Below are 23,453 nucleotides of genomic sequence, written 5' to 3' on the forward strand. Positions count from 1 at the left end.
ACGAAGGGATGTTCATGACCGAGGTGAGTATCGGCGAGTACGTGTTCGAGGTTGCGACGTCGGGGCCGGCGGACGGCATTCCGGTGCTTGCGCTGCATGGCTTTCCACAGACCAACGCGTCGTGGACCGCGGTGACACCGGGCTTGGTCGACGCAGGTTGTCGCGTGATCGCCCCGAATCAGCGGGGCTACTCCCCCGGTGCCCGCCCTGTCGGCGTCGAGCACTACCGCATCGAACATCTCACCGGTGACGTCCTCGGCCTGCTCGACGCGCTCGATCTACCGTCGGCGCACCTGGTCGGACACGATTGGGGCGCGGTGGTCGCCTGGCATGTCGCGGCCGAACACCCCGACCGCGTCCGTACGCTCACGGCCGCCTCGGTTTCGCACTCGGCGGCGTTCAACTGGGCGATCCGCGAGGATCCGGATCAGCAGAAGCGGTCGCAGTACTTCGGTCTGCTTCGGGAGCCGGAGAAGGCCGAGCGAGTCCTGGTGGAGAACGACGCGCAGCGTCTGCGCGCGATGTTCGGTGCCGAGAGCCTGGACGACGAGTACGTTCGGCATCTCGCCGTCCCCGGGGCGCTGACGGCTGCATCGAGTTGGTACGCCGCCATGACCAGGGAGTTCGCGAACCTACCGCCGGTCACCGTCCCCACTACCTATGTCTGGAGCAACGGCGACACCGCCATCGGCCGAGCAGGTGCCGAGCGTTGCGGCGAATTCGTCGATGCGCCGTACCGATTCGTCGAACTCGACGGCGTCTCCCATTGGATTCCGGAGGAAGCCCCGGGGGAACTGACAGCGGAGATCCTCGCCCGTATCGAGTCCGTCTAGACGCGTTCGGGAGCCCGCACCTTCAGCAGCGCCAGCAGTCCGGCGGCCAGGACGATGATCAGCCCGGCGATCCCCGCGCGGTCGGCGTCGAACATCCACACGAACAGACCGAACAGGGACGGCGCGAGGAACGACGCGGCACGACCCGTCGTCGCGAACAGTCCGAAGAACTGACCTTCGCGCCCGGGAGGTGCCAGCCGGGCCAGGAAGGTACGCGCGGACGATTGCGCGGGACCCACGAACAGACACAGGATCAGGCCGAAGATCCAGAACATCGTCGGTCCCGACACGAACAGCAGAATTGTTCCGGCCGCGATCATGGACGTGAGCGAGAAGACGATGACCTTCTTGGGGCCGATTCTGTCGTCGAACCGTCCGGCGACGATGGCCCCGAGGCCTGCGATGACGTTGGCGGCCACGCCGAACAGCAGTACGTCCGCCGCGCCGATGCCGTAGACACTGACGGCGAGGACGGCCCCGAAGGTGAAGACACCCGCCAGCCCGTCCCGGAACAGCGCGCTCGCGATCAAGTAGTAGACGGCCCGCCGGTCTGCGCTCCACAACTCGCGCACGTCGCGGAAGAGAACGCGATAGGACTCTGCGAACCCGGCCTGTGCTGCCTGGGGATCGGCAACGGCCTTGGGCACTTCGGGAACTGCCAGCATCACCGGGATGGCCGAGACCGCGAACCATACCGCCGCGAGTACGGCGACGAGTCTGATGTTCAGGCCACCGTCGGTGGTCAGTCCCAGGACGCCCCGAGTGTCGCCGTCACCCACGATGAAGCCCAGGTAGCACAGCAGAAGCAGCACTATGCCGCCGAAATAGCCCATGGCCCAACCGAATCCGGACACTCGGCCGATGTTCTCCGGAGTGGACACCTGTCGCAGCATCGAGTTGTACGGGATGCTGGCCAACTCGAACATGATGGAGCCGAGTCCGAGCAGCACCAGGCCGAGCCAGAGGTAGTGGTAGTCGTCCTTCACGAAGAACAGGCCGGCCATGGCCACGACGGTCAGTGCGGTCAACACCCCCAGCAACCACCTGCGTTTGCCGCGCGCATCGAAATACTGTCCGCAGACCGGTGCCAACAGCGCGATGACGACGCTCGACAGCGCGATGGACCAGCTGAACCAGGTGGTGGCCGAGATCGAGCCGGGCAGGTCGTCGCCGACGGCGTCGGTGAGATACACCGAGAACACGAACGTGAGAATCACGGCGTTGAACGCAGCCGAGCCCCAATCCCAGAACCCCCAGGCGGTGACCTGTTTGCGAGTGGTTGCGACTCCGACGACAGCGGCCTCCGGCTGGGTTCCCATGGTTGCCAAGACTAGACCGCGGAACCGTATATCTCTGGTGCACCTAGTTGCATAGTCACCACGTTGCATACATACTGCGGTGGTGGCTTTGGAACACGCAATTCTGGTTTCTCTCGCCGAGCTCAGTGGCTCGGGGTACGAGCTCGCCCGCCGGTTCGACAAGTCGATCGGGTTCTTCTGGAGCGCAACGCATCAGCAGATCTACCGAACGCTGACGCGGATGGACGAGGCCGGCTGGATCACCGGTGAGGCTGTCGCGCAGGACGGCCGTCCCGACAAGAAGGTCTACTCGGTCAGCGCCGCAGGACGCGCCGAGCTCGATCGCTGGATCGCCGCGCCGACCGATCCCTCGCAGCTACGCGAGGAGCTCGCGGTCAAGATTCGCGGTGCCGCCAACGGTGACATCGACGCGCTGAAGGTCGAAGTCGCCCGCCATCGCGATGTTCATGCCTCCCGCCTCGACGTCTACCGACTGATCGAAAAGCAGGATTTTCCGGACCCCGCAGCCCTCTCCGGGACCGCGCTGCATCAATACCTGGTGCTGCGCGGCGGGATTCGCGTCGAAGAAGGATTCACCGAGTGGTGCACCGAAGTATTGGAGAAGCTGTGAAGACCGAGCACACCGCAGGCCCGTATCCGATTCTGTTGTCGCCGTTGGACGTCGGCGCTACCACGCTGAAGAACCGGGTGATCATGGGCTCGATCCACACCGGCCTCGAAGATCGCGCCCGCGACACCGGCCGTCTGGCGTCCTACTTCGCCGAACGAGCCCGCGGCGGCGTCGCACTCATCATCACCGGCGGCTATGCCCCCAATCGCACCGGTTGGCTCCTGCCGTTCGGAGCCAAACTGACCAATCGGCTCGAGGCCCGTCGGCACCGCCGGATCACGACCGCAGTGCACCGCGAGGGCGGCAAGATCGCGCTGCAGATCCTGCACGCCGGGCGCTACTCGTATCAACCGCTGAGCGTGTCGGCCTCGTCGATCAAGGCTCCCATCAACCCTTTTCGGCCGCGGCGATTGACGTCGAGAGGCGTGCGCTGGCAGATCCGAAACTACGTGCGCTGTGCCCGTCTCGCTCAGAGCGCCGGCTACGACGGCGTCGAGATCATGGGCGGCGAGGGATACTTCATCAACCAGTTCCTCTCCGAGCGCACCAACAAACGGCGTGACGAGTGGGGCGGTTCGGCGGAGAATCGCCGTCGGATGGCCGTGAAGATCGTGCGACAGACGCGGGCGGCGGTGGGCCAGGACTTCCTCATCGTGTTCCGGTTGTCGATGGCCGACCTCGTGGAACAGGGCCAGAGCTGGAACGACATCGTCGCCCTGGCCGAGGACGTCGAGTCCGCAGGCGCGAACATCATCAACACCGACATCGGCTGGCACGAATCGCGGGTGCCGACCATCGTCACCTCGGTTCCGCGAGCAGCATTTGCGGACATCACCGGCAAGCTGGAGAAGTACGTCACCATCCCCGTTGCGGCATCCAACCGCATCAACATGCCCGAGATCGCCGAGAACATTCTCGCCCGCGGCGACGCGCAGCTGATCGCGATGGCCAGGCCGATGCTGGCCGATCCGTTCTGGGTCGAGAAGGCAGCCACCGACTCCGCGGATCTGATCAACACCTGCATCGCCTGCAATCAGGCCTGCCTCGACCACGCTTTCGTCCACAAGAAGGTCTCCTGCCTGGTCAATCCCCGCGCAGGTCGCGAGATCGACCTGCAATTGCTGCCGACGAAGAAGACGAAGAAGGTTGCCGTCGTCGGAGCCGGGCCCGCAGGCTTGGCGGCAGCCCTCAACCTTGCGCAACGCGGCCATGCCGTCAGCCTGTTCGAGGCCAGGGAAGAAATCGGCGGTCAGTTCGGTATCGCCAGGCTGATTCCCGGCAAGGAGGAGTTCGCGGAGACAATCCGCTATTTCTCCAGCGCCCTCCGCACCGCCGACGTCACAGTCCACTTGGGCAGCCGGGTCTCGGCCGCCGAGCTGATCGCAGGTGAGTTCGACGAGGTGGTGCTCGCTACCGGCGTCACTCCTCGCATTCCGAGCATCCCCGGCATCGAACACCCCTCGGTGCTGTCTTACGCAGAACTGGTTCGAGACGCCAAGCCGGTCGGTGATCGGGTTGCAGTCATCGGAGCCGGCGGAATCGGCATCGACATCTCCGAGTTCCTGACCACCGACGCCTCCCCCACCCTGGATCTGAAGGAATGGAAGCAGGAGTGGGGAGTGACCGAACCCGAGGCCGCCCCGGGGGCTTTGACGACTCCGGTGCCCGCGCAGTCACCGCGTGAGGTGTACCTGCTGCAGCGCAAACCGGGACGCATCGGCGCAGGCCTGGCCAAGACCACCGGCTGGGTGCACCGTGCAGCACTGAAAGCCAAAGGTGTGCAGCAACTTTCGGGCGTCAATTACGAGCGTATCGACGATGCGGGCCTGCACATTTCGTTCGGTGAGAAGCACGAGCGCGCGCGTCTGCTCGAGGTCGACACCATCGTGATCTGCGCAGGGCAGGAGTCGGTTCGCGATCTGCTCGACGAGCTGAAGGCCGCCGGTACCACCACGCACATCATCGGCGGTGCAGACGTCGCAGCCGAGCTGGACGCCAAACGGGCGATCGAGCAAGGTACCCGGCTCGCGGCCACGATCTGATCTGTCCGCTAGCCTGTCTCACCGTGAGCCTGCCCAAGCCCAACCCCGATGCCCGCGCCGTCGTCACCGGAGCCTCCTCCGGTATCGGTGAAGCCCTGGCCACCGAACTCGCCGCCCGCGGCCACTCGCTCATCGTGGTGGCCCGACGCGGCGAGCTGCTCGAGGCGCTGGCCGCGAAGCTCACTGCCGAGCACGGCGTCACCGTCGAGGTGCGGCAGTCCGATCTGTCGAATCGCGAGCAGCGCCAGGAGCTGGTGACCGAGCTGTCCGAGCGCGAGATCTCCATCCTGTGCAACAACGCGGGAATTGCCACATTCGGGCCGTTGGCCGGGCTCGATCCCGCCTACGAGCGCGATCAGGTGGAGCTCAATGCCGTTGCGGTACATGACCTCACGTTGGCGGTCATGCCAGGCATGATCGGCCGCGGAGCCGGCGGCATCCTGATCACGGGATCGGCGGCGGGCAACATGGCCATCCCCAACAATGCGACCTACGCCGCGACGAAAGCCTTCGTCAACACGTTCTCGGAATCACTGCGCGGCGAGCTCGAGGGCACGGGCGTCAACGTCACGCTGCTCGCTCCGGGCCCGGTCCGTACCGAGACTCCGGACCCGGCCGACGCGTCGATCGTGGACAAGATGGTCCCCGACTTCTTGTGGATCGACAGCGCCTACACCGCGAAATTGTCGCTGGACGGCCTGGCGAAAAACAAGATGCGCGTCGTACCGGGCCTGCTGAGCAAAGGCATGTCGGTTGCCGGGCAGTACAGTCCGCGCGCACTCTCCGCACCGATCATCGGCAGCTTCTACAAGAAACTCGGCAACTAGTACCCGAATCCTGGTCGTTCCGCGGGCTCCACTCCCGACTGAGCAAGCTCAGCGCCGACGACGTCGTCCGGTCCCGAAGATGCTGCGTGAGATCTCTCGGCCGGCCGCCGAGGCAGCCGATCGCAGGAAGCTCTTGACCGCCGGGTTGCCCATGATGCGCTCCGCGGCCGACGGCCCGTCCGGCTCACTCGGAGGCAGGTCCGGCAAGCCTGCGGGCAACGGCGGGATATCGAACTTTTCCTGCGGAGCAGGCACATCCGCCACCCGTGCGTTCATGCGCTCGTAGGCGGAGTCGCGATCGACGGTCTCGCGGTACTTCGCGGACAGGGTGCTCGACGACGCGGCAGCAGTGATGGCGTCGTTTCCGATGGTGTCCATCAGTGATCGGGGCGGACGAATCTTCGTCCACGCCACCGGTGTCGGCGCGCCCTTCTCCGAGAGCACCGTCACGATGGCTTCACCGGTCCCCAGCGACGTCAGTGCCTTTTCGAGGTCGTATGCGTCGGTCTTGGGGTAGGTGCGCACCGTCTTGTTCAACGCCTTCTGGTCATCGGGCGTGAAGGCGCGCAGAGCATGCTGAATACGTGCGCCCAATTGCGAGAGCACGTCGTTGGGAACGTCGGTGGGCAGCTGCGTGCAGAAGAAGACGCCGACGCCCTTCGAGCGGATGAGCTTGACGGTCTGTTCCACCTGCTGCAGAAACGCTTTGGACGCGTCGGCGAACAGCAGGTGTGCTTCGTCGAAGATGAAGACCAGTTTGGGCTTGTCGATATCGCCGACCTCGGGAAGCGTCTGAAACAGGTCGGCGAGCACCCACATCAAGAACGTCGAGAACATCACCGGCCGCGATGCCTGCGCTCCGAGTTCGAACAGAGTGATGACGCCTCGGCCGTCGGATCCGACGCGCAGCAGGTCCTCGGTCTCGAGTTCCGGCTCACCGAAGAACGTGTCGCCCCCGTCTGCTTCGAGATTGACCAGCGCGCGCAGAATGACGCCCGCGGTTGCCGAGGAAACCCCGCCGATACCTTTGAGATCCGCTTTCCCCTCGTCACTCGTCAGGTGCATGATCACCGACCGGAGGTCTTTGAGGTCCAGCAGGGCGAGCCCCTGAGAGTCGGCCCAGTGAAATATCAGACCGAGCGTGGACTCCTGAGTATTGTTCAATCCCAACACTTTACTGAGCAAGATCGGCCCGAACGCGGTGATGGTGGCGCGAACCGGTACCCCGATTCCTTCGGTGCCGAGCGAAAGGAACTCGACCGGATATCCGGCCGGACCCCAGTCCGTGAGGCCGGTGTCGGCAGCGCGGCTGCGAATCTTCTCGTTGTCCTCCCCCGGCCGAGACAGCCCGGACAAATCACCTTTCACATCGGCCATGACGACCGGAACCCCTGCTGCAGAGAGCTGTTCGGCAATTCCCTGCAGCGTTTTGGTCTTGCCGGTGCCCGTGGCCCCGGCAACGAGACCGTGCCGGTTCAATGTCGCCAACGGAATTCGAATGCGGGCGGCGGTGTCGGTGACGCCGTCCAGGATCACGGTTCCGAGCTCCAAAGCGGCACCCGAAGAGACGTATCCGGCCGCAATCTCGGCAGCCTTACCGGTTACCGGCGATGCCTGGCCTTGTTCGGCCGCGAGAGCCTCGGCTTCGGCGGCGTCGGCTGCAGCCAATGCTTCGGCTGCCACCCGCGCGGCTTCCACTGCGGCAGCCTTGGCTGCCTTCGCCCGCTCCGCGGGACTGAGGGTGGGTGCCGGCTGCGTCGGGTCGACTGTCATCCCGCGTCCTTTCGTGAACGTGTGCTGGTACTGAACTGGTTCGATCGCCACCGCAAACCCTAGTGGCATCGCGGCTCGCACTAGTGTGGAGCGCGTGCAGGACAAACTCGTGTGGATCGACTGTGAAATGACCGGCTTGGATCTGAGCAAGGACAAGCTGATCGAAATTGCGGCGCTGGTGACCGACAGCGAGCTCAACATCCTCGGGGAGGGTGTGGACATCGTCATCCATGCCGACGACGACGCATTGGCGAACATGCCTCCCGTCGTCACGGACATGCACGCCAAGTCCGGCTTGACCGACGAAGTACGCGCATCGACGGTGACTCTCGAGGAAGCCGAGCAGCGCGTACTGGCGTACATCAAGGAGCACGTCCCGGTCGCCGGGACGGTTCCACTCGCAGGCAACTCGATCGGGACCGATCGCGGTTTCATCTCTCGCGACATGACCGCGCTCGACACCTACCTCCACTACCGCATGATCGACGTCAGCTCGATCAAGGAACTGTCCCGACGGTGGTACCCACGGATCTACTACGGACAGCCGGCCAAGGGCCTTGCGCACCGCGCCCTGGCGGACATCAAGGAGTCGATCAAAGAGCTGCAGTACTACCGCCGGACAGCTTTCGTGGCTCCTCCGGGGCCGTCTACCAGCGACATCGCGGCCGTTGTTCAGGATCTCGACACGCAATCAGGGGCGGATTAGCAACCGCGGATTCAACCCGCTAGTATTGTCGACGCTGCTGATGCAGAGCCCGAAACGGTTCTGCGGACGCGTGCAATGGTGGGCGTAGTTCAGCTGGTAGAGCACCAGGTTGTGATCCTGGATGTCGCGGGTTCGAGTCCCGTCGCTCACCCCATACGAAGAAGGCCGGTCTCCTCGTGAGACCGGCCTTTTTCGTGCGTTCATGTCACCCGTTGCGGGGTGGTCGTGGACGCGACGCACCCACCCTGACCTCGAATTACGTTGGTGTAATTCACTTTTCAGGTTTCCTGTGGGGTTGATGTGACGTACGGTTACTACTGGCACTTTTGGGGAAGAAAAGTACCAATGTGATTCATGTGTTTTCTGCTACGTGAGTTCAGCGTGCCCCGAAGCGTCACCGAACATGTTCTTACGCCCTGCGCACACCCATCCGACGGTGCGCACAGGACGCAGACGAGGAGGCTTTTCGTGGGTCGAAGAATGCACAGAGTCATAGCGGGTTCGATCTTGTCGGCAGCACTGTGCATCGGCACAACCGGCTTGCTCAGCCCAGCGGTGGCCACCGCTCAACCCACGATCGAACTACCTCAGATCCCGATCCCCCAGCCCGATGCCCAGCAACGCGCCGCCATCCTCGCGGCCGTACTCGACGCCACCGGCGTACTGATCAACCAGGTCGCGGCCATCGTGCTCGACGGTGACGTGCTGTCGGTGCCGGATACATCCGACGCCCCGAGTACGTCGGACCTCCCCGAGATCGAGCTACCGACCGCACCGCCCACCGTGGGACTCGGCGGCGCGGTGCTCCCGATCGACGCAGGCAAGTACCGCATCACCTCGGGCTACGGCGGACGCAACAACCCGACCGGCAACGGCGCGCAGTATCACCAGGGCGTGGACCTGGCGGCCGACAGCGGAACCCCGATCCACGCGGTGACCGGCGGAACAGTCGTGCAGGCCGGAGACGCAGGCGACGGGTACGGCAAGCTCGTCCGGATCAAGAGCGGTAATACCGAGACCTACTACGGCCATCAGTCCAGCATCGCGGTGTCCGTCGGCGAAGAGGTGGCACCGGGAGACGTACTCGGCGCGGTCGGCAGCACCGGAAATTCGACCGGACCACATCTGCACTTCGAGGTCCGCAACAACGGGTCGAGTATCGAACCGGTGGCGTATCTGAAGACGCTGGGCATCGACCCGTCGCTGTACCAGACCCGCGACCGCAGCTGATCGAATCCGATCAGACCGTGGTGGCGTTGCCCGCTTTCCACTCGTCCCACGGGATGTTCCAATCACCGAGGCCGTCGGTACCCGACAGCGTTCCGCCCACGGTGTTCTTCACCACGACGATGTCGCCGCGTTTGGTGTTGTCGTAGACCCACTTGGCATTGGTCGGGCTCAGATTCAGGCAACCGTGCGAGGCGTTCGAGTAACCCTGCTGCCCCACCGACCACGGTGCAGAGTGGAAAAAGATGCCGCTGTAGGACATTCGCGTCGCCCAGTCGACCGGGGTGCGGTATCCGGTCGACGAGTTGACCGGTACGCCGTAGGTCGACGAATCCATGACGAGATGCTCGAAACGATCACCGATGATGTAGACGCCGTTGTCCGTCGGCGTGGAGTCCTTACCCATCGACGTCGGCATCGTGATGACGTCCTGGCCGTTGACGTTGAATGTCACCTGCTTGGTGTTGTCGTCCGCGGTGGCGATGACGGCGTCGCCGATCGTGAACGACGTCGTGGCGTTCTCCTGACCGTAGATGTCGTCACCGAGGTTGCGTCCGTACACGTTCACCGCCACGTCCACCTTCGTTCCCGGTGCCCAGTAGTTCTGCGGTCGCCAGCGAACCTCTTTGTTGTTGACCCAGTAGAACGCGCCTTCGACGGCCGGCGTCGTGGTCACCGTGATCGCGTTCTGTGCGGCGAGCTTGTCGGTGATCGCTTCGTCGAACTGCACCGCGACGGGCTGACCGATTCCCACGATGTCACCGGGATTCGGTAGAACGTACGGCTTGGTGAAGTTGCCTGGCTGGCTGGTGGTGAAGCTGGTGATGGTGCTCGACGCTCCCCCGAGCCCGTAGGCGTCGGCCTGTACGCGATATTCGCGGTCGTAGCCGAGTGGCTCGGTGTTGGTCCACGACAAGCCATCGGGCGAGATTGCCCCCGAGACCGGCTTTCCGGCCGGATTGAGCATCGTCACCGAGGACAACTTGCCGTCGGCCACCGAGACGGTCACCGGGTCCGCCGGCGAAAATCCGACCGCGCCGTCGAGCACGTTCGCCGTCAGTTTCGGCTTCATCAGTTCGGTCATCGGGTTGGAGTCGATCGGAACCGAGGGTTCGGAGATGTTCGTGGACGAGCCACATCCGGACAGGACCGCCACCGAAGCGACAACTCCCACCGCGGCGAGTACGAATCCGCGAGACACCCTCATGAACACACCACTTCCCACTTCGAGCCCGACGCCGACGATTCTGCCAGCGGAGAATCCTCACATTCCACTCGACAGCCCGTTCGACGAATAACGTTCGAGTACCAATCGCGCCACGGAAAGTTGGTGTTACCTCCCTGCTGGATCAACGGCGAGAACCCCCGCATCACCGTTGTCGCCTCGGCCCGGTGAGGACAACGTCATATCCGGCTAACTGACGTGTAATGGCCGCGCACCCTGGACCGGGCACTGTGGAACCCATGGTCACGACGGTGAAGACACTCTGCGCGTATTGCGGTGTGGGATGCGGGATGGTGCTCGAAGTCGGTGGGCCGTCGGCCACCACGTCCGTGCTCCCTATCCTGCCTGTAGTCACCAAGTCCGTCGGAGACAAGGCGCATCCGGCCAACTTCGGCCGCTTGTGCACCAAGGGCAGCACTACCGCGGACATGCTGGCCGGGCCCGGGCGGCTGGACAAAGCGCAGATTCGCCACCGGCGCGGTGAGCGCCCGGAGAGTACGGACACATCGGTGGCCATCGCCGACACTGCTCGCAGACTCCGCACGATCCTCGACGAGCACGGCCCCGACTCGGTTGCGCTGTACGTCTCGGGGCAGATGTCGATCGAAGCTCAGTATCTGTCGAACAAGTTGGCCAAGGGATTCATCGGTACCAATCAGATCGAATCCAACTCCCGATTGTGTATGGCAAGCGCGGGCACCGGATACAAGCAGTCGCTCGGTGCCGACGGCCCGCCCGGGTCCTACGAAGACTTCGATCACGCGGACGTCTTCTTCGTCATCGGCTCCAACATGGCCGACTGCCACCCCATCCTGTTCCTGCGGATGATGGACCGCGTCAAAGCCGGTGCGAAGTTGATCGTCGTCGATCCCCGACGTACTGCCACCGCAGCCAAGGCCCACCTACACCTGCAGGTCGAGCCGGGATCGGATCTGGCCCTGCTCAACGGACTGCTGGCGCTCATCGTCGAGGACGGGAACACCGACCCCGGTTTCATCGCGGAGTTCACCGACGGGTGGGACGCGATGCCCGATTTTCTCGGCGACTACACTCCGGAGACTGTCTGTGCTGCAACAGGTCTGAACGAGAGAGACCTACGCGCAGCGGCTGCGATGATCGGCACTGCGAAGAACTGGATGAGCTGTTGGACCATGGGCCTGAACCAGTCGACCCACGGAACCTGGAACACCAACGCGCTGTGCAACCTTCATCTGGCCACCGGTGCCCTCTGCCGGACCGGGAGCGGCCCGTTCTCTCTGACCGGACAGCCGAACGCCATGGGCGGTCGAGAGATGGGCTACATGGGCCCGGGACTTCCGGGTCAGCGGTCGGTGCTGGACGACGCAGACCGTGACTTCGTCGAGGAACAGTGGGGTGTACCCCGCGGCACTCTGCGCACCGACGTCGGCGGCGGAACCATCGAGATGTTCACCAAGCTGGCCGCCGGTGAGATCAAGGCCTGCTGGATCATCTGCACCAATCCGGTTGCGTCGGTTGCCAATCGAACGACAGTGATCGACGGTCTGGAACGCGCCGAGTTGGTGATCACCCAAGATGCCTTCGCCGATACGGAAACCAACGGGTACGCCGACGTCGTACTTCCCGCGGCGCTGTGGACCGAGGCCGAGGGCGTGATGGTCAATTCCGAACGCACTCTCACGCTGTTCCAACCAGCAGTCCAGGCACCGGGCGGGGCTCTGCCGGACTGGAAGATCATCGCCGACATGGCCTGCGCGCTCGGATATTCCGATGCGTTCACCTACTCGAGCGCCGAGGACGTGTTCGAGGAGATCAAGCAGTTCTGGAACCCCAACACCGGCTACGACATCCGGGGTGTCACCTACGAGCGCCTGCGCGAGAGCCCCCTCCAGTGGCCGTGCCCGCCCGATGCAGCCACCGCCAGAAACCCGATCCGATACCTGAACAACGGAATCAGCCAACAGCAGCGTGTAGGCGAGGACGGTTCGATTCCGGCACTGTCCTTCCCCACCGCGAGCGGGCGAGCACAGTTCTTCGCCAGGCCGAGCATGGCACCTGCCGAGATGCCCGACGACGAGTACCCGTTCGTGCTCAATACCGGTCGGCTGCCCCATCAGTGGCACACCATGACCAAGACCGGCAAAGTCGCCAAGCTCAACAAACTCGATCCCGGCCCGTTCGTCGAAATTCACCCGTCCGACGCGGATCGGCTCGATCTGTCCGACGTCGATACCGTCGAAGTGTCCTCCCGACGCGGCCGTGCAGTACTGCCTGCGGTGATCACCGATCGAGTACTACCAGGAGGATGCTTCGCGCCGTTCCACTGGAGCGACGAGTTCGGCGAACTTCTGGCCATCAATGCGGTGACCAACGACGCCGTCGACCCGTACTCTCGACAGCCCGAATTCAAGGCATGCGCTGTCACACTCACCAAAGTTGCTGCAGTGAAACCACTGTCGCCGGTGATCGATAACCCTGACGACGACCCGATCGATGCACTCGCCGCGATAGTCGGCCGACCCGCCCGCCCAGCGGCACCCTTGACCGCGGTCGAACAGAGCTACATCGCCGGGCTGCTCGAAGGTCTGGGCAGCGCGGCGGGCCGGTCTGCACCTGGAACCCCCACGCTGCCCTCGCAGACACCGTTGAGTCCCGAGACGCATGCCTGGCTCGATGGTGTTCTTGCAGGCCTGTTCTCACGGAGACCTGCGTCGGACAATGATGCGCCGGCTGGGGACCCGTCGTCATCGGGGCGACCGTTGCTCTTACTGTGGGCCTCGCAAACAGGAACTGCCGAGGAGTTCGCCCAGTCGTGCGTGGCCCACCTGCGAGCAGCAGGGTCGGTGGTTACCGAGCATTCGATGGATTCGTTCACCGTCGATCGACTACCGAGCGAGGCAGATGTCTTGATCGTCAGCAGCACCACCGGCGACGGCGAAGCGCCCGACAACGGAGCCACGTTCTGGGAGAGCGTGTCCGCCGACTCCGCACCCGATCTGAACGGAATTCGTTACGCCGTCCTCGCATTCGGAGACTCGAGCTACGCAGACTTCTGCGGACACGGACGGAAGGTCGACGAACGACTCGGAGAACTCGGTGCTCGGCGACTGCTCGACAGGGTCGACCTCGAACCCGACTACGAGAACGAGGCCGCCGATTGGCTCGATTCGGTGACCGCGCTCATTCGAGACACCACGCCGACGAAGCACACCGGTCACTCCGATAGTTCGTCAGCCGAGCCGGTGACAAGGACCGTCACTCGATCGAACGATACCGAGGGGTCGAGATACAGCAAGAAGTCACCGCTGATGACGACGCTCGTACGCAATCGGGTACTGACCGCACGCGGTTCTCTCAAGGACGTCCGCCAACTCGGATTCCACGTCCCCTCTGGCACAATCGATTACGAAGTCGGCGACGCACTCGGAGTCTGGCCACGCAACAGCGACCGCTTCGTGCAGGAGTGGCTCGAGGCAACCGGGCTCGAGGGCGATGCCGTCGTCGAGCTGTCCGACCACGGCGCGATGCCGCTTCGCACAGCGTTGACCGGTCATCTCGAGATCGCGCGTGCAACACCGGATCTGTTGAAGTTCGTGCACCGACGCACGGCAGACGACGACCTCGAAGCCATGTTGCATCCGGACAACAGGCACACGCTGTCCGAGTGGATGTGGGGACGTCAATCGATCGATGTACTCGCCTCCCATCCGGTTCGAGCATCCGTGGACGACTGGTTGGACGTCCTGAAGCCCCTGCAGCCGCGGCTGTATTCCATCTCGTCGAGCCCGAAGGAGAATCCCGAAGAAGTACAGGTGACCGTCTCGGCCGTGCGCTACAACGTGCACGGCGTCGCTCGACGCGGAGTGTGTTCGACGTACCTGGCCGATCATGCCGCCAACCACGACGTCGGGATATTCGTCCAGAAGTCGGCCCATTTCAAGCCGCCCGAGGACCCCACGACACCGATGATCATGGTCGGGCCGGGGACCGGAATCGCTCCGTTCCGAGCATTTCTGCACGAGCGTCGCGCGCTCGGTCACACTGGGCCGAACTGGTTGTTCTTCGGTGAGCAGCATGCGGCCACCGACTTCTACTACCGGGACGAATTGACGGCGATGCTGCGCGACGGATCGCTCGATCGCCTCGACGTCGCGTTCTCCCGTGATCAGAAGGACAAGGTCTACGTGCAGGATCGCATGCGTGAGCACGGCAGCGAACTGTGGAGCTGGATTCACCGAGGTGCGCACTTCTATGTCTGCGGCGACGCGTCCAGAATGGCGAAGGACGTGGATTCTGCGCTGAAGGGCGTGGTCGCTCAACACGGAAAACTGGCCCCGAGCAGTGCCGAGGCCTACGTCAAAGCGCTGGCCGCGGAAAAACGCTACGTCCGCGACGTCTACTGATCTGCAGGCACCCGCGGCGGAACCGTACGCAGGAGAAAGTCGATTTGATCCACCACCACTCGCTCGAACGCAGCACCTAGATAGATGTCGAAGTGGCCCGCATCGTAGGTTTCGATCTCGCCCAGTGACGCGGTCCGGGCATAGCGCAAGGTCGCCTTCGCCGGGGCAACGGAGTCGGTGTTGCACACGACGAACAGGATGGGGCAGGAGACGTCCTTCGCCCGACGGCCGGGCCGATGCCGCACGATCTGCAGTGCGAACCGCGCGGCGACCCGATTGTGGAACGATTCGTCCGAGTCCGGCGCCAGCGCTAGGTAACCGTCGTAGCTGTCGGGTGAGGTCATCAGCGCCGTCGTCCCCGGCCGTCCGGCGGTCGCGACCATCACCGGCGGCCGCCCGATCACCGATCCCACCAGATCGCGTACCGCGCGCACCGACAATTTGACCGACGTCCACGTGTTCGATGCCAGGCCGGAGGCGATGCCGTCGGTGAACGGGCACTGCGCGACCACCGCGGCCACCCGCTGGTCTCTCGCCGCTGCCACGATGACGTGGCCGCCGCCGAACGAGGACCCCCACAACACGATTCGCGATGTATCCACTTCGGGTCGAGACCGAGCGCACGCAATCGCTGCCGCCCAGTCCTGCAACTGCGATTCGATGTCCAGCAGTTGACGGGGTGTACCACCGCTGTCTCCGAAGTACCGGTAGTCGAACACCAGACACGCGTAGCCCTCGGCCCGGAATCGTTCTGCATAGGCGTCCAGTCGCATCCGTCGGGTTCCCCCGAGCCCGTGGGCCATGACGATCACCGGTGCCGGGGCGTCACTCTCGGGCAGGTACAGCCACGCGGCGCAGTCGACGCCGTTCGAATCGAAGGTGATGTCCTTACGGTCGGGTACCGCGCCCCCCGGCTGCGAATTCATGAGCAGACCATAGCCGACGAAGGCCGGTGCCGGAGTCGATCGTCTACTGCGCCGAATGCTCGGCGGCATAGGCATCGACGCGGGCGTACGCCAATTTCGGTGTCCAATCGCGGTGCAGCAACCCGAAGTTCTGCTCGACGTCCGAAGTATCGGTTCCGGAGTCGCGGAGCGAGTACACGAACGCCGGACCGAGCCAGTCGGTGCCGAGGACTGCGTCGAGCACTATCCCTATGGTGTCGGACTGAACTTGTTCGGTGACGCTGTTCGGGTTGGTTCCGGTCGGTGCACCGAACTCGGTGATCCAGATCTGTTTGTCCGCGTCACCCCCCGCAACCATGACGTCACGCATCGACCACATCTTCATCGCGGTGTTCCAGGACGCCGTTCCGGGATCGTTGGGCAGATACGGCCAGGTGTACGGGTGAACGTTGAACGCATCGAAATACTGGTTGGCCCCCTGCTCGTACATCCGAGACAGGAACGTCGTTCCGGTGATGTTGCCCTGGGTGGTCTCGGCCGGTGCCATTCCGCCCGCGAGCACAGTGGAGCCGGGCTGAACCTGTTTGATCGCTTGGTAGGTGGCACGCAGCAGAGCCGAATACGCTGCCACGTCCGGCGCCGGCGCGAAGAACGAGACGAGATTCGGCTCGTTCCATACCTCCCACAGGTTCATTCGGTTCTGATATCGCTGCACCACTGTCGCAGCGAACGACGCGAACTCGGCAGGGTCGGCAGGACGGGAGTGCGGGTTGTCCACTGCCGCAGGAACCCGAGCCCACCTCGGTGTGTATCCGACGATGCCGTACGGGCACATTCCGTGGGCCACAACGGCGTCGATCACTCGGTCACTCAGTGTCCAGTCGAAAGTGCCCCGGTTGGGCTCGATCGATCCCCAGTCCAGATCGAGGCGCACAGCGAAAGAACCCGCGTCCTTCGCGAGGGTGAGCTCACGATCGAGGTCCGCGGTCGACAGGGTGGCGATTCCTGCCCCGGGCGATACCCCGATTCGCATTGCGTTCGACTGTCCTCCACACGTCGCCGAACCGGCCTGCGCCCGCCCGACGTCAGTGGCTCCCGCTGCCGGTGTGGCCGCACACGACAACATCAGAGCGGTCAGAACCGCGATCGTGCGCAGGGCGACCTTGGCTGTCATTTGCAGATGCTAGCAACTATCGACGATCGATCACCCGGATCGCGTCGTTGCACCTGCCGTGACACAGTCGAGCGGAAATTCCCCGAGGCGGAGTCGGCTCGCAGTTTGCATCGTTGGGAGAACTTTCTCTGTACTACCATAAGCCCAATGACTACAGGATTTCCCGGTTTCGACGATCGTCTGAACGAGTTACTCGCCCGGCAGGCGGAGAAATCCGGGCTTTCCACCGAGGAATTCATTCGGCGGGCGGTAGTGGATCGGCTCGTCCGAGAACTGTCCGAAGATCAGGATTCCGATGTGGGCGCTCTGTTGCGGGCCCTTCAGGACGGCGCGGAGAAGGGCGTCGATCCGATCGACGTGACCAGAGCCTTCGGCACCCCCATCGACGACCCCGACCGTCTGGCCGCGGTCGCCCGAACCGGCTTGATGGACACCGGCTCGGACGCCGGCTACGACCGAATAGTCGCCATGGTCGCCGACGCCTTGAGTGCCCCGTCGGCAGCATTCTCGTTACTGGACGACAAACGCCAGTTCTTCAAAAGCGCATTGGGCCTTCCGGTGGAACTCGATGGCGCGCAGGAAGTTCCCCTCGACGGTTCCATCTGCCGCTATGCAATCGACCTCGGTCAACCCCTCGTTGTCGAGGATGCTCGGCTCAACGACATACTCAAGGACCACCCGTCGGTCCAGGGCAACCTCTTGGTCTCCTACCTCGGAGTTCCGTTGACCGACAACGACGGCCACTCCGTCGGCACTCTCTGCGTGTGGGATCAGAAGCCGCGTCAGTGGACCACCGGGCATATCCAGATTTTGCAGGATTTGGCGTGGATAATTCGTGAAAGAGTATTCGAATAGGCGCATTCGACCAGCCGATATCAGCTTTATCGACCACTTACCGAACTTCGGGTTTTTTTCGTCAGTCGACCGAGTTGTCCCTTTCCCAGCGGTATACATTAATTGGGATATTCGGGACCAACCGATCTTGACTAGCCACCGGAAGTAGCTGTGCCCAAAACACTGGAATCACCGCACACTCGCCCGCGGGCTGACGAGCCCGACACTGTTGCCGCTCGCACCTTGGTGGACCGGCTCCGCGTCGATCCGCTGAACACCGCCGTCACCGTCGCCGTCGATGTGCTCGCCTGCATCGTCGCGCTCGTAGGCGCTTTGCTGTGGTACTCGGGCAGCCTCACCGAGACCGGTTGGCTGCCCTGGCTGTATCTGCCGTTGTTGATCGTCATTCTCGCCGGCAAGGCCATGTACCGCCGTAGCCTCCGTCGCAATTTTCTCGACGAGATCGGGCCGGCAGAGACGGCCGTTGCCTTCGCGTCGCTCGCCCTGCTGGTCGTGATGTACTCGGCCGGCACCGAGTACCGGCCCAGCGCCGTCGTGCTGCGCCTGTGGTTGCTGACCGCGTTCACCATCGCTCTCGCTCGCTTGATTCGTGTCGTTATCCAGCGCTTGATTCGAGCGAAGTTCGGCTCCGCGGCACCGACCATCGTTCTGGGCAACGATCCGATTGCGCACCAACTCGTCGCGCGGACACGGCAATTCCCCGAGTACGGTCTGGCACCGGTCGGTTATGTCGGCGAGGCCCCGGTCGCCGACGCCCTACCGAGTGGTGAAGTGCCCGATCTTCCGTACCTCGGACTACCCGGCGATTTCGAGACGGTCGCCCGCAGAACCGGTGCCGAGGAATTGATAGTCGCATTCGCGCCGACCGAGGACCGAGAGCTGGTCGGTGCCATCAGAATTGCGCACCGACTCGGCATGCGCGTATGGGTGGTGCCCCGGCTGTACGACGCGGTCGGTGGCAACACCCGTGTCGAGCACATCGGTGGCCTCCCACTGATGGTCCTTCCCCACGTGAACCCCAAGGGATGGCAGTTCGCCGTGAAGGGCATTCTCGATCGGGTTCTGACCGCGTTCGGTCTGCTCTTGCTCTCCCCTGTATTCCTGACTCTGATGCTGCTCGTACGGCTCAGCTCGCCCGGACCAATCTTCTTCAAGCAGGAGCGGATCGGCCGCGACGGCCTACCTTTCGGTTGCCTCAAGTTTCGGTCCATGCGCCCTCCCCGGGCTTCGGACGCCGAATTCGAGCGCAAGGCCGGGGACGCGCCCGGTGGTGTGGAGGGTGTCGACAGACGAACACGCATCGGCAAGATTATGCGTCAGACCTCCCTGGACGAGCTACCCCAGCTGCTCAACGTCCTTCGGGGTGACATGAGTTTGGTCGGGCCGCGTCCCGAGCGCCCGGAATACGTCGATCTGTTCGAGATGCAGATCCGCCGGTACGGCGAGCGCCATCGGGTGAAGGCCGGCGTGACGGGATGGGCTCAGGTTCACGGTCTTCGCGGCCAGACATCGATTGCCGACCGCGCGGAGTGGGACAACTACTACATCGAGAACTGGTCGATCTGGCTCGACGTGAAGATTCTGTTCCTGACCGTTCTGGCTGTTCTGAAGCGCGCCGAGGACTGATCGTGGTCGACGCCGAGCACGGCCATGTCCGAGTCACCCCGTGATCGCGTACGCAGCACTTGCTTTCGGCGGGGTGCTGGTGCTCGTACTCGGGTGTGTGGTGGCACGGGCGATCTACCGTCGACCGCAGCGCGGGGTGTTGCTGTTGGCGGCGCTGGTTCCCTTGCACGGACTGCTCGTTCTGGTTCCGCTTCCCGGCGTGGTGTCCGGCTGGAAGGAAGGCCTCGTCGTCTTCACGGTGCTCTGTGCCTGGATGCGTCGACCACGACACGTCCGGGGTTCGACGCCGCGGGTGTTCATGCCGTGGTGGCCGGCAGCCGCGGTCTTCCTCGTGTTCGGCAGTGTCTCTGCGTTCGCCACCTTCGGAATCGTCGGCGTGTTCGGCATCAAGGTGACCTTCTTCTACATGCTGCTGGTGGTCGTGATGTGGCTCGCGCCGTTCGACGCCGGCGACCGCGACAATCTCGTGTCCCTCCTGATGGGTATGGGTGTCTTCACCTCGGTGGTCGGCATCGCACAGTTGGTGGCCGGGCCGGCGGCACTGGTCTCGCTGGGTTACGAATACGGCACGCAGGTCCGAACCTCGGGTGGACTGCTGCGCACGTTCAGCACGTTCAACCTGCCGTTCCCGTTCGGGCTGTACGTGATGTTGGCGTTGCTCGTAGGCGGTGCCGTCGCACTGGCCGATCCACGCCGTCGTCGCAACATGTTGTTCCTCTGCGCGACTCCGATGATGGTCGTCGCAATGTCCAGTTCGATCGTGCGCGGTGCCATTCTCGGGCTCGCGGTCGGGGCGATCTACTTGATCGCGGTGCGCTTTCGTTACCTCGCTGCACCGCTCGCACTGGTGGCATCGGTCGTGGCGGTCGCGGTCCCCTTCGTGCCGAAGATAACGTCGGTCTTCTTCTCGTCGAGCAGCCTGGGCCAACGCGGTGACGGGTGGGCCAACATCATCGCCAGCATCCTGATCCATCCGGTCGGAACCGGGCTGGGATCGAGTGGGTCGGCGGCAGACCGCATTTCCACCGCAGAAGGTGCCGCGTTCACCCAATCCGGTCTCTCCACCAACTATCAACCCGACAACTACTACGTGAAGGCTCTGCTCGAGCTCGGGCCGATCGGCTTGTGGGCAGTCGTTGCGTTGCTCGTGACGGCACTGCTGTGGTGCACGCGCCTCTCTCGTGCGCTGCCGGGTGGAGACGGAGCCCTTGCACTCGGTGTCGGAGCCTCGATCGTCGCCGCCATGTTCGCCAGCCTCGTCTCCACGTATTTCGAGATCTTTCCGATCGATGTCTATTTCTGGCTCTTGTTAGGAGTGGTGGGATGCGCAGCAGCGCAACACGAATCGTTTTCGGGGCGCTCGCCCTCCGGCCGGGCGGAAGCGGAGTACAGACCTACATTCGCGAGCTCCTGAACGAACTACCGCACTGTCTGCCCGGAGCAGAACTTGCTGCGGTGGTACAGCGCGACGCCGTCGGAGAGCTGCCGTCCTCGGTTCGCGCGATCGAGCGCCCGGTCACCAGTGGTGCGGCTCGTGCGGTGCTCGGTGCCCTGCCGGTCGAGCAGTGCGACGTCGTGCACGGCCTCGACGTCGACCTACCGTTTCTCACCAAAGCGTTCACCGTTGCGACAGTGCACGACCTTTCGGTCATCGACATGCCCTCTGCATCGAGCCGGTTTCGGGCTCTGGGTGAACAGCGATTGGTGCGGCGCGCCCTTCGCCGCGCCGATCTGCTCGTGGCGGTGTCCCAGTTCACCGCCGATCGGATCCACGCGATCAGCGGACGCAACGCCACCGTGGTCGGCTTGGCACCCGCTGCATGGGCCACCGTGCCCACCGAGGCTCGTATCGAAGCCGTTCGGTCGAAATACGACCTACCGGATCGGTTCGTCATTCAGGTCGGAACGGTCGAGCCCCGAAAGAATGTTCAGCTGGTGGCCGATGCGGCCGAGAGCCTCGGAATCCCTTGCCTATTGGCCGGAGCAGGCTCGACCGGGCCCGATGCTCCCCGCAATTCCCGAGGCCTCGGATACGTCGACGTCGAAGACCTGCCGGCCCTCTACGCCGCCGCGACCATCACCGCGTATGCCTCCCGTTACGAGGGCTACGGTCTTCCGCCCGTCGAGGCCATGGCTTCGGGCGGAGCGGTTGTCGCCAGCGCCGTCGGCGCTCTTCCCGACGTGGTCGGCGACGGTGCCGTTCTCGTCCGATCCGAGAACGTGGACGATTGGGTAAGCGCCATGAAGCCCATCGCTTTCGACGCCGATGCGCGGGCCGCTCTGGTCGACGCGGCGGCCGCCGCCTCTCGCGAGATCAGTTGGCGCCGCACTGCGGAGCTCACTGCCGACGCGTATCGCGCTGCGGGCGTGGCCTGATGTCCGACGAGCTCGCGCTCGACGGCACCGAACAACCCCCGGACTACCGCGCGATCGCAGCCGATCCGAAAGCGGCCGCCAAAGCCACTGTCGCCGTTCTCATCAGCCGAGTGATCATTGCTGCGCTCGGCTGGGTCGGCAGCGTCATCATCGCAAGGTCACTCGGAGCGGAGGACTGGGGTCAGTTCAGCTTCGTCTTCGCGCTGCTCGGTTTGATGTCCGTCGTGACCGATCTGGGAGTCGGACGCGTCGTGCTGGCGAAGTTGATGGACGATGACCCCGAGGAAATCGGTCGCACTGCATCGTCGTTCCTGGCCCTGCGCACCGCCCTCGGACTGGTGGGGTACGTACTGGCCGTCGCGTACGTTCTGTTGTTGCAGTATCCGAGCGAGGTGATCCTCGCGACGGTGCTGGGCGGGCTGGTGGTCGTGTTCGCCACACCGGGTCACGCTTTGAGCGTGCTTTATCAGAGTCGTCACCGCCTGATTCTGGTGGCCGTCGCCGAAAGCGCCGGTCAGGCAATCCAACTGGCCTTGACCGTGCTCGCGGCCGTCTTTGCCCCGACCCTGTTGATCTTCGTTCTGCCGGCAGTGGTCAACGAAGTGTTCAAACTGGTGACCAAGGGCTTCGGCATCGGCAACCGGTCGATGGGTCTGCGGCCCTCGCGGCACATCGAGGTACGCCGTTGGGGGCCGTACCTGCGTGAGGCCATTCCACTCGCCATCGGCTTCGCCCTCACCATCGCCATGCTGAAGATCGACATGCTGATGCTCAGCCTGCTCGACACGTTCGAGGCCGTCGGACTGTATTCGATCGGCTACAAGTTCTCCGACATGATCGACACCTTCGTCATGGCAGCGGTAGCTCCGATCAGCACTCTGCTCGTGGCATCGTGGCCGCACGACACCGCAGCATTCCGCGCGCGTTCACGTTCGGCCGCATTGCTGTTCGCGCTTTTCGGCGCGATGGCCGTCGCGGCATTCGTTCCGTCGGCGGAGCCGTTGATCGGCCTGCTCTACGGCGACACATTCGTCGACGGCGCTCATGCAGCACGTTTACTCGTGATCGGTGCGGCACTGATGTCGCTGGTGATGCTCGGCATTTTTCTGCTCGCATCGGCCGGAATGCAGCGACACTACCCGGTGGTCGCGCTGGTCGGTCTGGCCCTGAACATCGGATTGAACCTCTTCTTGATCCCTCGACTGTCGTACGACGGAGCTGCAATCTCGACAGTCGCGACAATCGGAACCACCCTCGTCCTGCTGTGGATCGTGATCGGACGCAGCATGCCCGTATCCAGACTGCTTCCGGTGCAGTCACTTTCGATCGTTGTCGTGATCACCGCGGCCACCACGGTCGGCGGTTGGTCACTGGTGCAGCACTACCCCGACCTGTGGCTGCTCGTGTCGGTAGCGGCGGCGATGCTGGTCGCGACGTCGCTGTATGCGTTCGTCGCCATCGGACTCGTCGAGTCGCCTCTACCCGGATCGGCAGAGAAAGGACGACACCGTGCACGCTCCGAGTGAAGACACCGGGCAGAACGGACACAATGACCGATTCGGACCCCGGCTCG

17 protein-coding genes and 1 tRNA gene are annotated in these 23,453 nt (G+C 63.8%); 13 read left to right on the forward strand and 5 right to left on the reverse strand.

Annotated elements, in window-relative coordinates:
- The first annotated feature begins 8 nt into the window (after nt 1-8).
- The gene (locus ACFI9K_RS23570) at nt 9-833 is read left to right on the forward strand and encodes an alpha/beta fold hydrolase (RefSeq protein WP_462665819.1); all 825 of its coding nucleotides are present in this window, start codon (nt 9-11) and stop codon (nt 831-833) included.
- On the opposite strand, the gene ACFI9K_RS23575 is transcribed toward ACFI9K_RS23570, so the two are convergent.
- Nucleotides 830-2,152, reverse strand: coding sequence for an MFS transporter (locus ACFI9K_RS23575; RefSeq protein ID WP_462665757.1), 1,323 nt, complete (start codon nt 2,150-2,152; stop codon nt 830-832). The genes ACFI9K_RS23570 and ACFI9K_RS23575 overlap by 4 nt on opposite strands.
- Before the next feature lie 82 nt (nt 2,153-2,234).
- Here ACFI9K_RS23575 and ACFI9K_RS23580 point away from each other — a divergent pair, with 82 nt between their 5' ends.
- From ACFI9K_RS23580 to cmrA, 3 genes are read left to right on the forward strand one after another with little or no spacing between them, the layout of a single operon-like run.
- Nucleotides 2,235-2,762, forward strand: coding sequence for a PadR family transcriptional regulator (locus tag ACFI9K_RS23580; RefSeq protein WP_462665758.1), 528 nt, complete (start codon nt 2,235-2,237; stop codon nt 2,760-2,762).
- Entirely contained in the window at nt 2,759-4,804 is a 2,046-nt protein-coding gene (locus tag ACFI9K_RS23585; RefSeq protein WP_462665759.1) for an FAD-dependent oxidoreductase, read from the forward strand. Before ACFI9K_RS23580 ends, ACFI9K_RS23585 begins: the two co-directional genes overlap by 4 nt.
- A gap of 23 nt (nt 4,805-4,827) precedes the next feature.
- Nucleotides 4,828-5,631 carry a mycolate reductase gene (gene cmrA / locus ACFI9K_RS23590; RefSeq protein WP_462665760.1) on the forward strand — a complete coding sequence of 268 codons (804 nt, stop codon included), beginning with the start codon at nt 4,828-4,830 and terminating at the stop codon, nt 5,629-5,631.
- Between the two features lie 48 nt (nt 5,632-5,679).
- Here the strand turns inward: cmrA and ACFI9K_RS23595 are convergent, their stop codons facing one another.
- Nucleotides 5,680-7,404: a helicase HerA-like domain-containing protein gene (locus ACFI9K_RS23595; protein WP_462665761.1), complete on the reverse strand. Its 1,725-nt coding sequence runs from the start codon at nt 7,402-7,404 to the stop codon at nt 5,680-5,682.
- Nucleotides 7,405-7,498: 94 nt separating this feature from the next.
- Between ACFI9K_RS23595 and orn the strand changes: the two genes are divergently transcribed.
- From orn to ACFI9K_RS23610, 3 genes are all read left to right on the forward strand, one after another.
- On the forward strand, nt 7,499-8,110 hold the full coding sequence (gene orn / locus ACFI9K_RS23600) for an oligoribonuclease (RefSeq protein WP_462665762.1): 612 nt from the start codon (nt 7,499-7,501) through the stop codon (nt 8,108-8,110).
- A gap of 78 nt (nt 8,111-8,188) precedes the next feature.
- Nucleotides 8,189-8,264: transfer RNA gene (locus ACFI9K_RS23605), tRNA-His, on the forward strand.
- 326 nt (nt 8,265-8,590) lie between these two features.
- A complete protein-coding gene (locus tag ACFI9K_RS23610) occupies nt 8,591-9,340 on the forward strand; it encodes a M23 family metallopeptidase (RefSeq protein ID WP_462665763.1) in 750 nt (249 codons plus the stop codon).
- 10 nt (nt 9,341-9,350) lie between these two features.
- Here the strand turns inward: ACFI9K_RS23610 and ACFI9K_RS23615 are convergent, their stop codons facing one another.
- Nucleotides 9,351-10,544: a L,D-transpeptidase gene (locus tag ACFI9K_RS23615; protein ID WP_462665764.1), complete on the reverse strand. Its 1,194-nt coding sequence runs from the start codon at nt 10,542-10,544 to the stop codon at nt 9,351-9,353.
- A gap of 257 nt (nt 10,545-10,801) precedes the next feature.
- Between ACFI9K_RS23615 and ACFI9K_RS23620 the strand changes: the two genes are divergently transcribed.
- Nucleotides 10,802-14,944, forward strand: a complete 4,143-nt coding sequence (locus ACFI9K_RS23620; RefSeq protein ID WP_462665765.1) for a molybdopterin-dependent oxidoreductase — start codon at nt 10,802-10,804, stop codon at nt 14,942-14,944.
- Here ACFI9K_RS23620 and ACFI9K_RS23625 read toward each other — a convergent pair.
- The gene (locus ACFI9K_RS23625; RefSeq protein ID WP_462665766.1) at nt 14,938-15,870 is read right to left on the reverse strand and encodes an alpha/beta hydrolase; all 933 of its coding nucleotides are present in this window, start codon (nt 15,868-15,870) and stop codon (nt 14,938-14,940) included. The two genes, ACFI9K_RS23620 and ACFI9K_RS23625, sit on opposite strands and share 7 nt — an antisense overlap.
- Before the next feature lie 43 nt (nt 15,871-15,913).
- Nucleotides 15,914-17,023 carry an endo-1,4-beta-xylanase gene (locus ACFI9K_RS23630; protein WP_462665767.1) on the reverse strand — a complete coding sequence of 370 codons (1,110 nt, stop codon included), beginning with the start codon at nt 17,021-17,023 and terminating at the stop codon, nt 15,914-15,916.
- 147 nt (nt 17,024-17,170) lie between these two features.
- On the opposite strand from ACFI9K_RS23630, the gene ACFI9K_RS23635 reads away from it, so the two are divergent.
- The 5 genes from ACFI9K_RS23635 (at nt 17,171) to ACFI9K_RS23655 (ending at nt 23,406) form a co-directional block, all read left to right on the forward strand.
- On the forward strand, nt 17,171-17,878 hold the full coding sequence (locus tag ACFI9K_RS23635) for a GAF domain-containing protein (protein WP_462665768.1): 708 nt from the start codon (nt 17,171-17,173) through the stop codon (nt 17,876-17,878).
- A 150-nt stretch (nt 17,879-18,028) separates the two neighbouring features.
- Nucleotides 18,029-19,504, forward strand: a complete 1,476-nt coding sequence (locus ACFI9K_RS23640; protein ID WP_462665769.1) for a sugar transferase — start codon at nt 18,029-18,031, stop codon at nt 19,502-19,504.
- A 40-nt stretch (nt 19,505-19,544) separates the two neighbouring features.
- On the forward strand, nt 19,545-20,918 hold the full coding sequence (locus ACFI9K_RS23645) for an O-antigen ligase family protein (RefSeq protein WP_462665770.1): 1,374 nt from the start codon (nt 19,545-19,547) through the stop codon (nt 20,916-20,918).
- Nucleotides 20,828-21,880 (forward strand): glycosyltransferase, encoded by a 1,053-nt coding sequence (locus ACFI9K_RS23650; protein ID WP_462665771.1) that lies wholly within the window; start codon nt 20,828-20,830, stop codon nt 21,878-21,880. Before ACFI9K_RS23645 ends, ACFI9K_RS23650 begins: the two co-directional genes overlap by 91 nt.
- Entirely contained in the window at nt 21,880-23,406 is a 1,527-nt protein-coding gene (locus ACFI9K_RS23655) for a flippase (RefSeq protein WP_462665772.1), read from the forward strand. The genes ACFI9K_RS23650 and ACFI9K_RS23655 overlap by 1 nt, the downstream gene beginning before the upstream one ends.
- The last annotated feature ends 47 nt before the right edge of the window (nt 23,407-23,453 follow it).

This window comes from Rhodococcus sp. PSi06, from assembly GCF_054960675.1.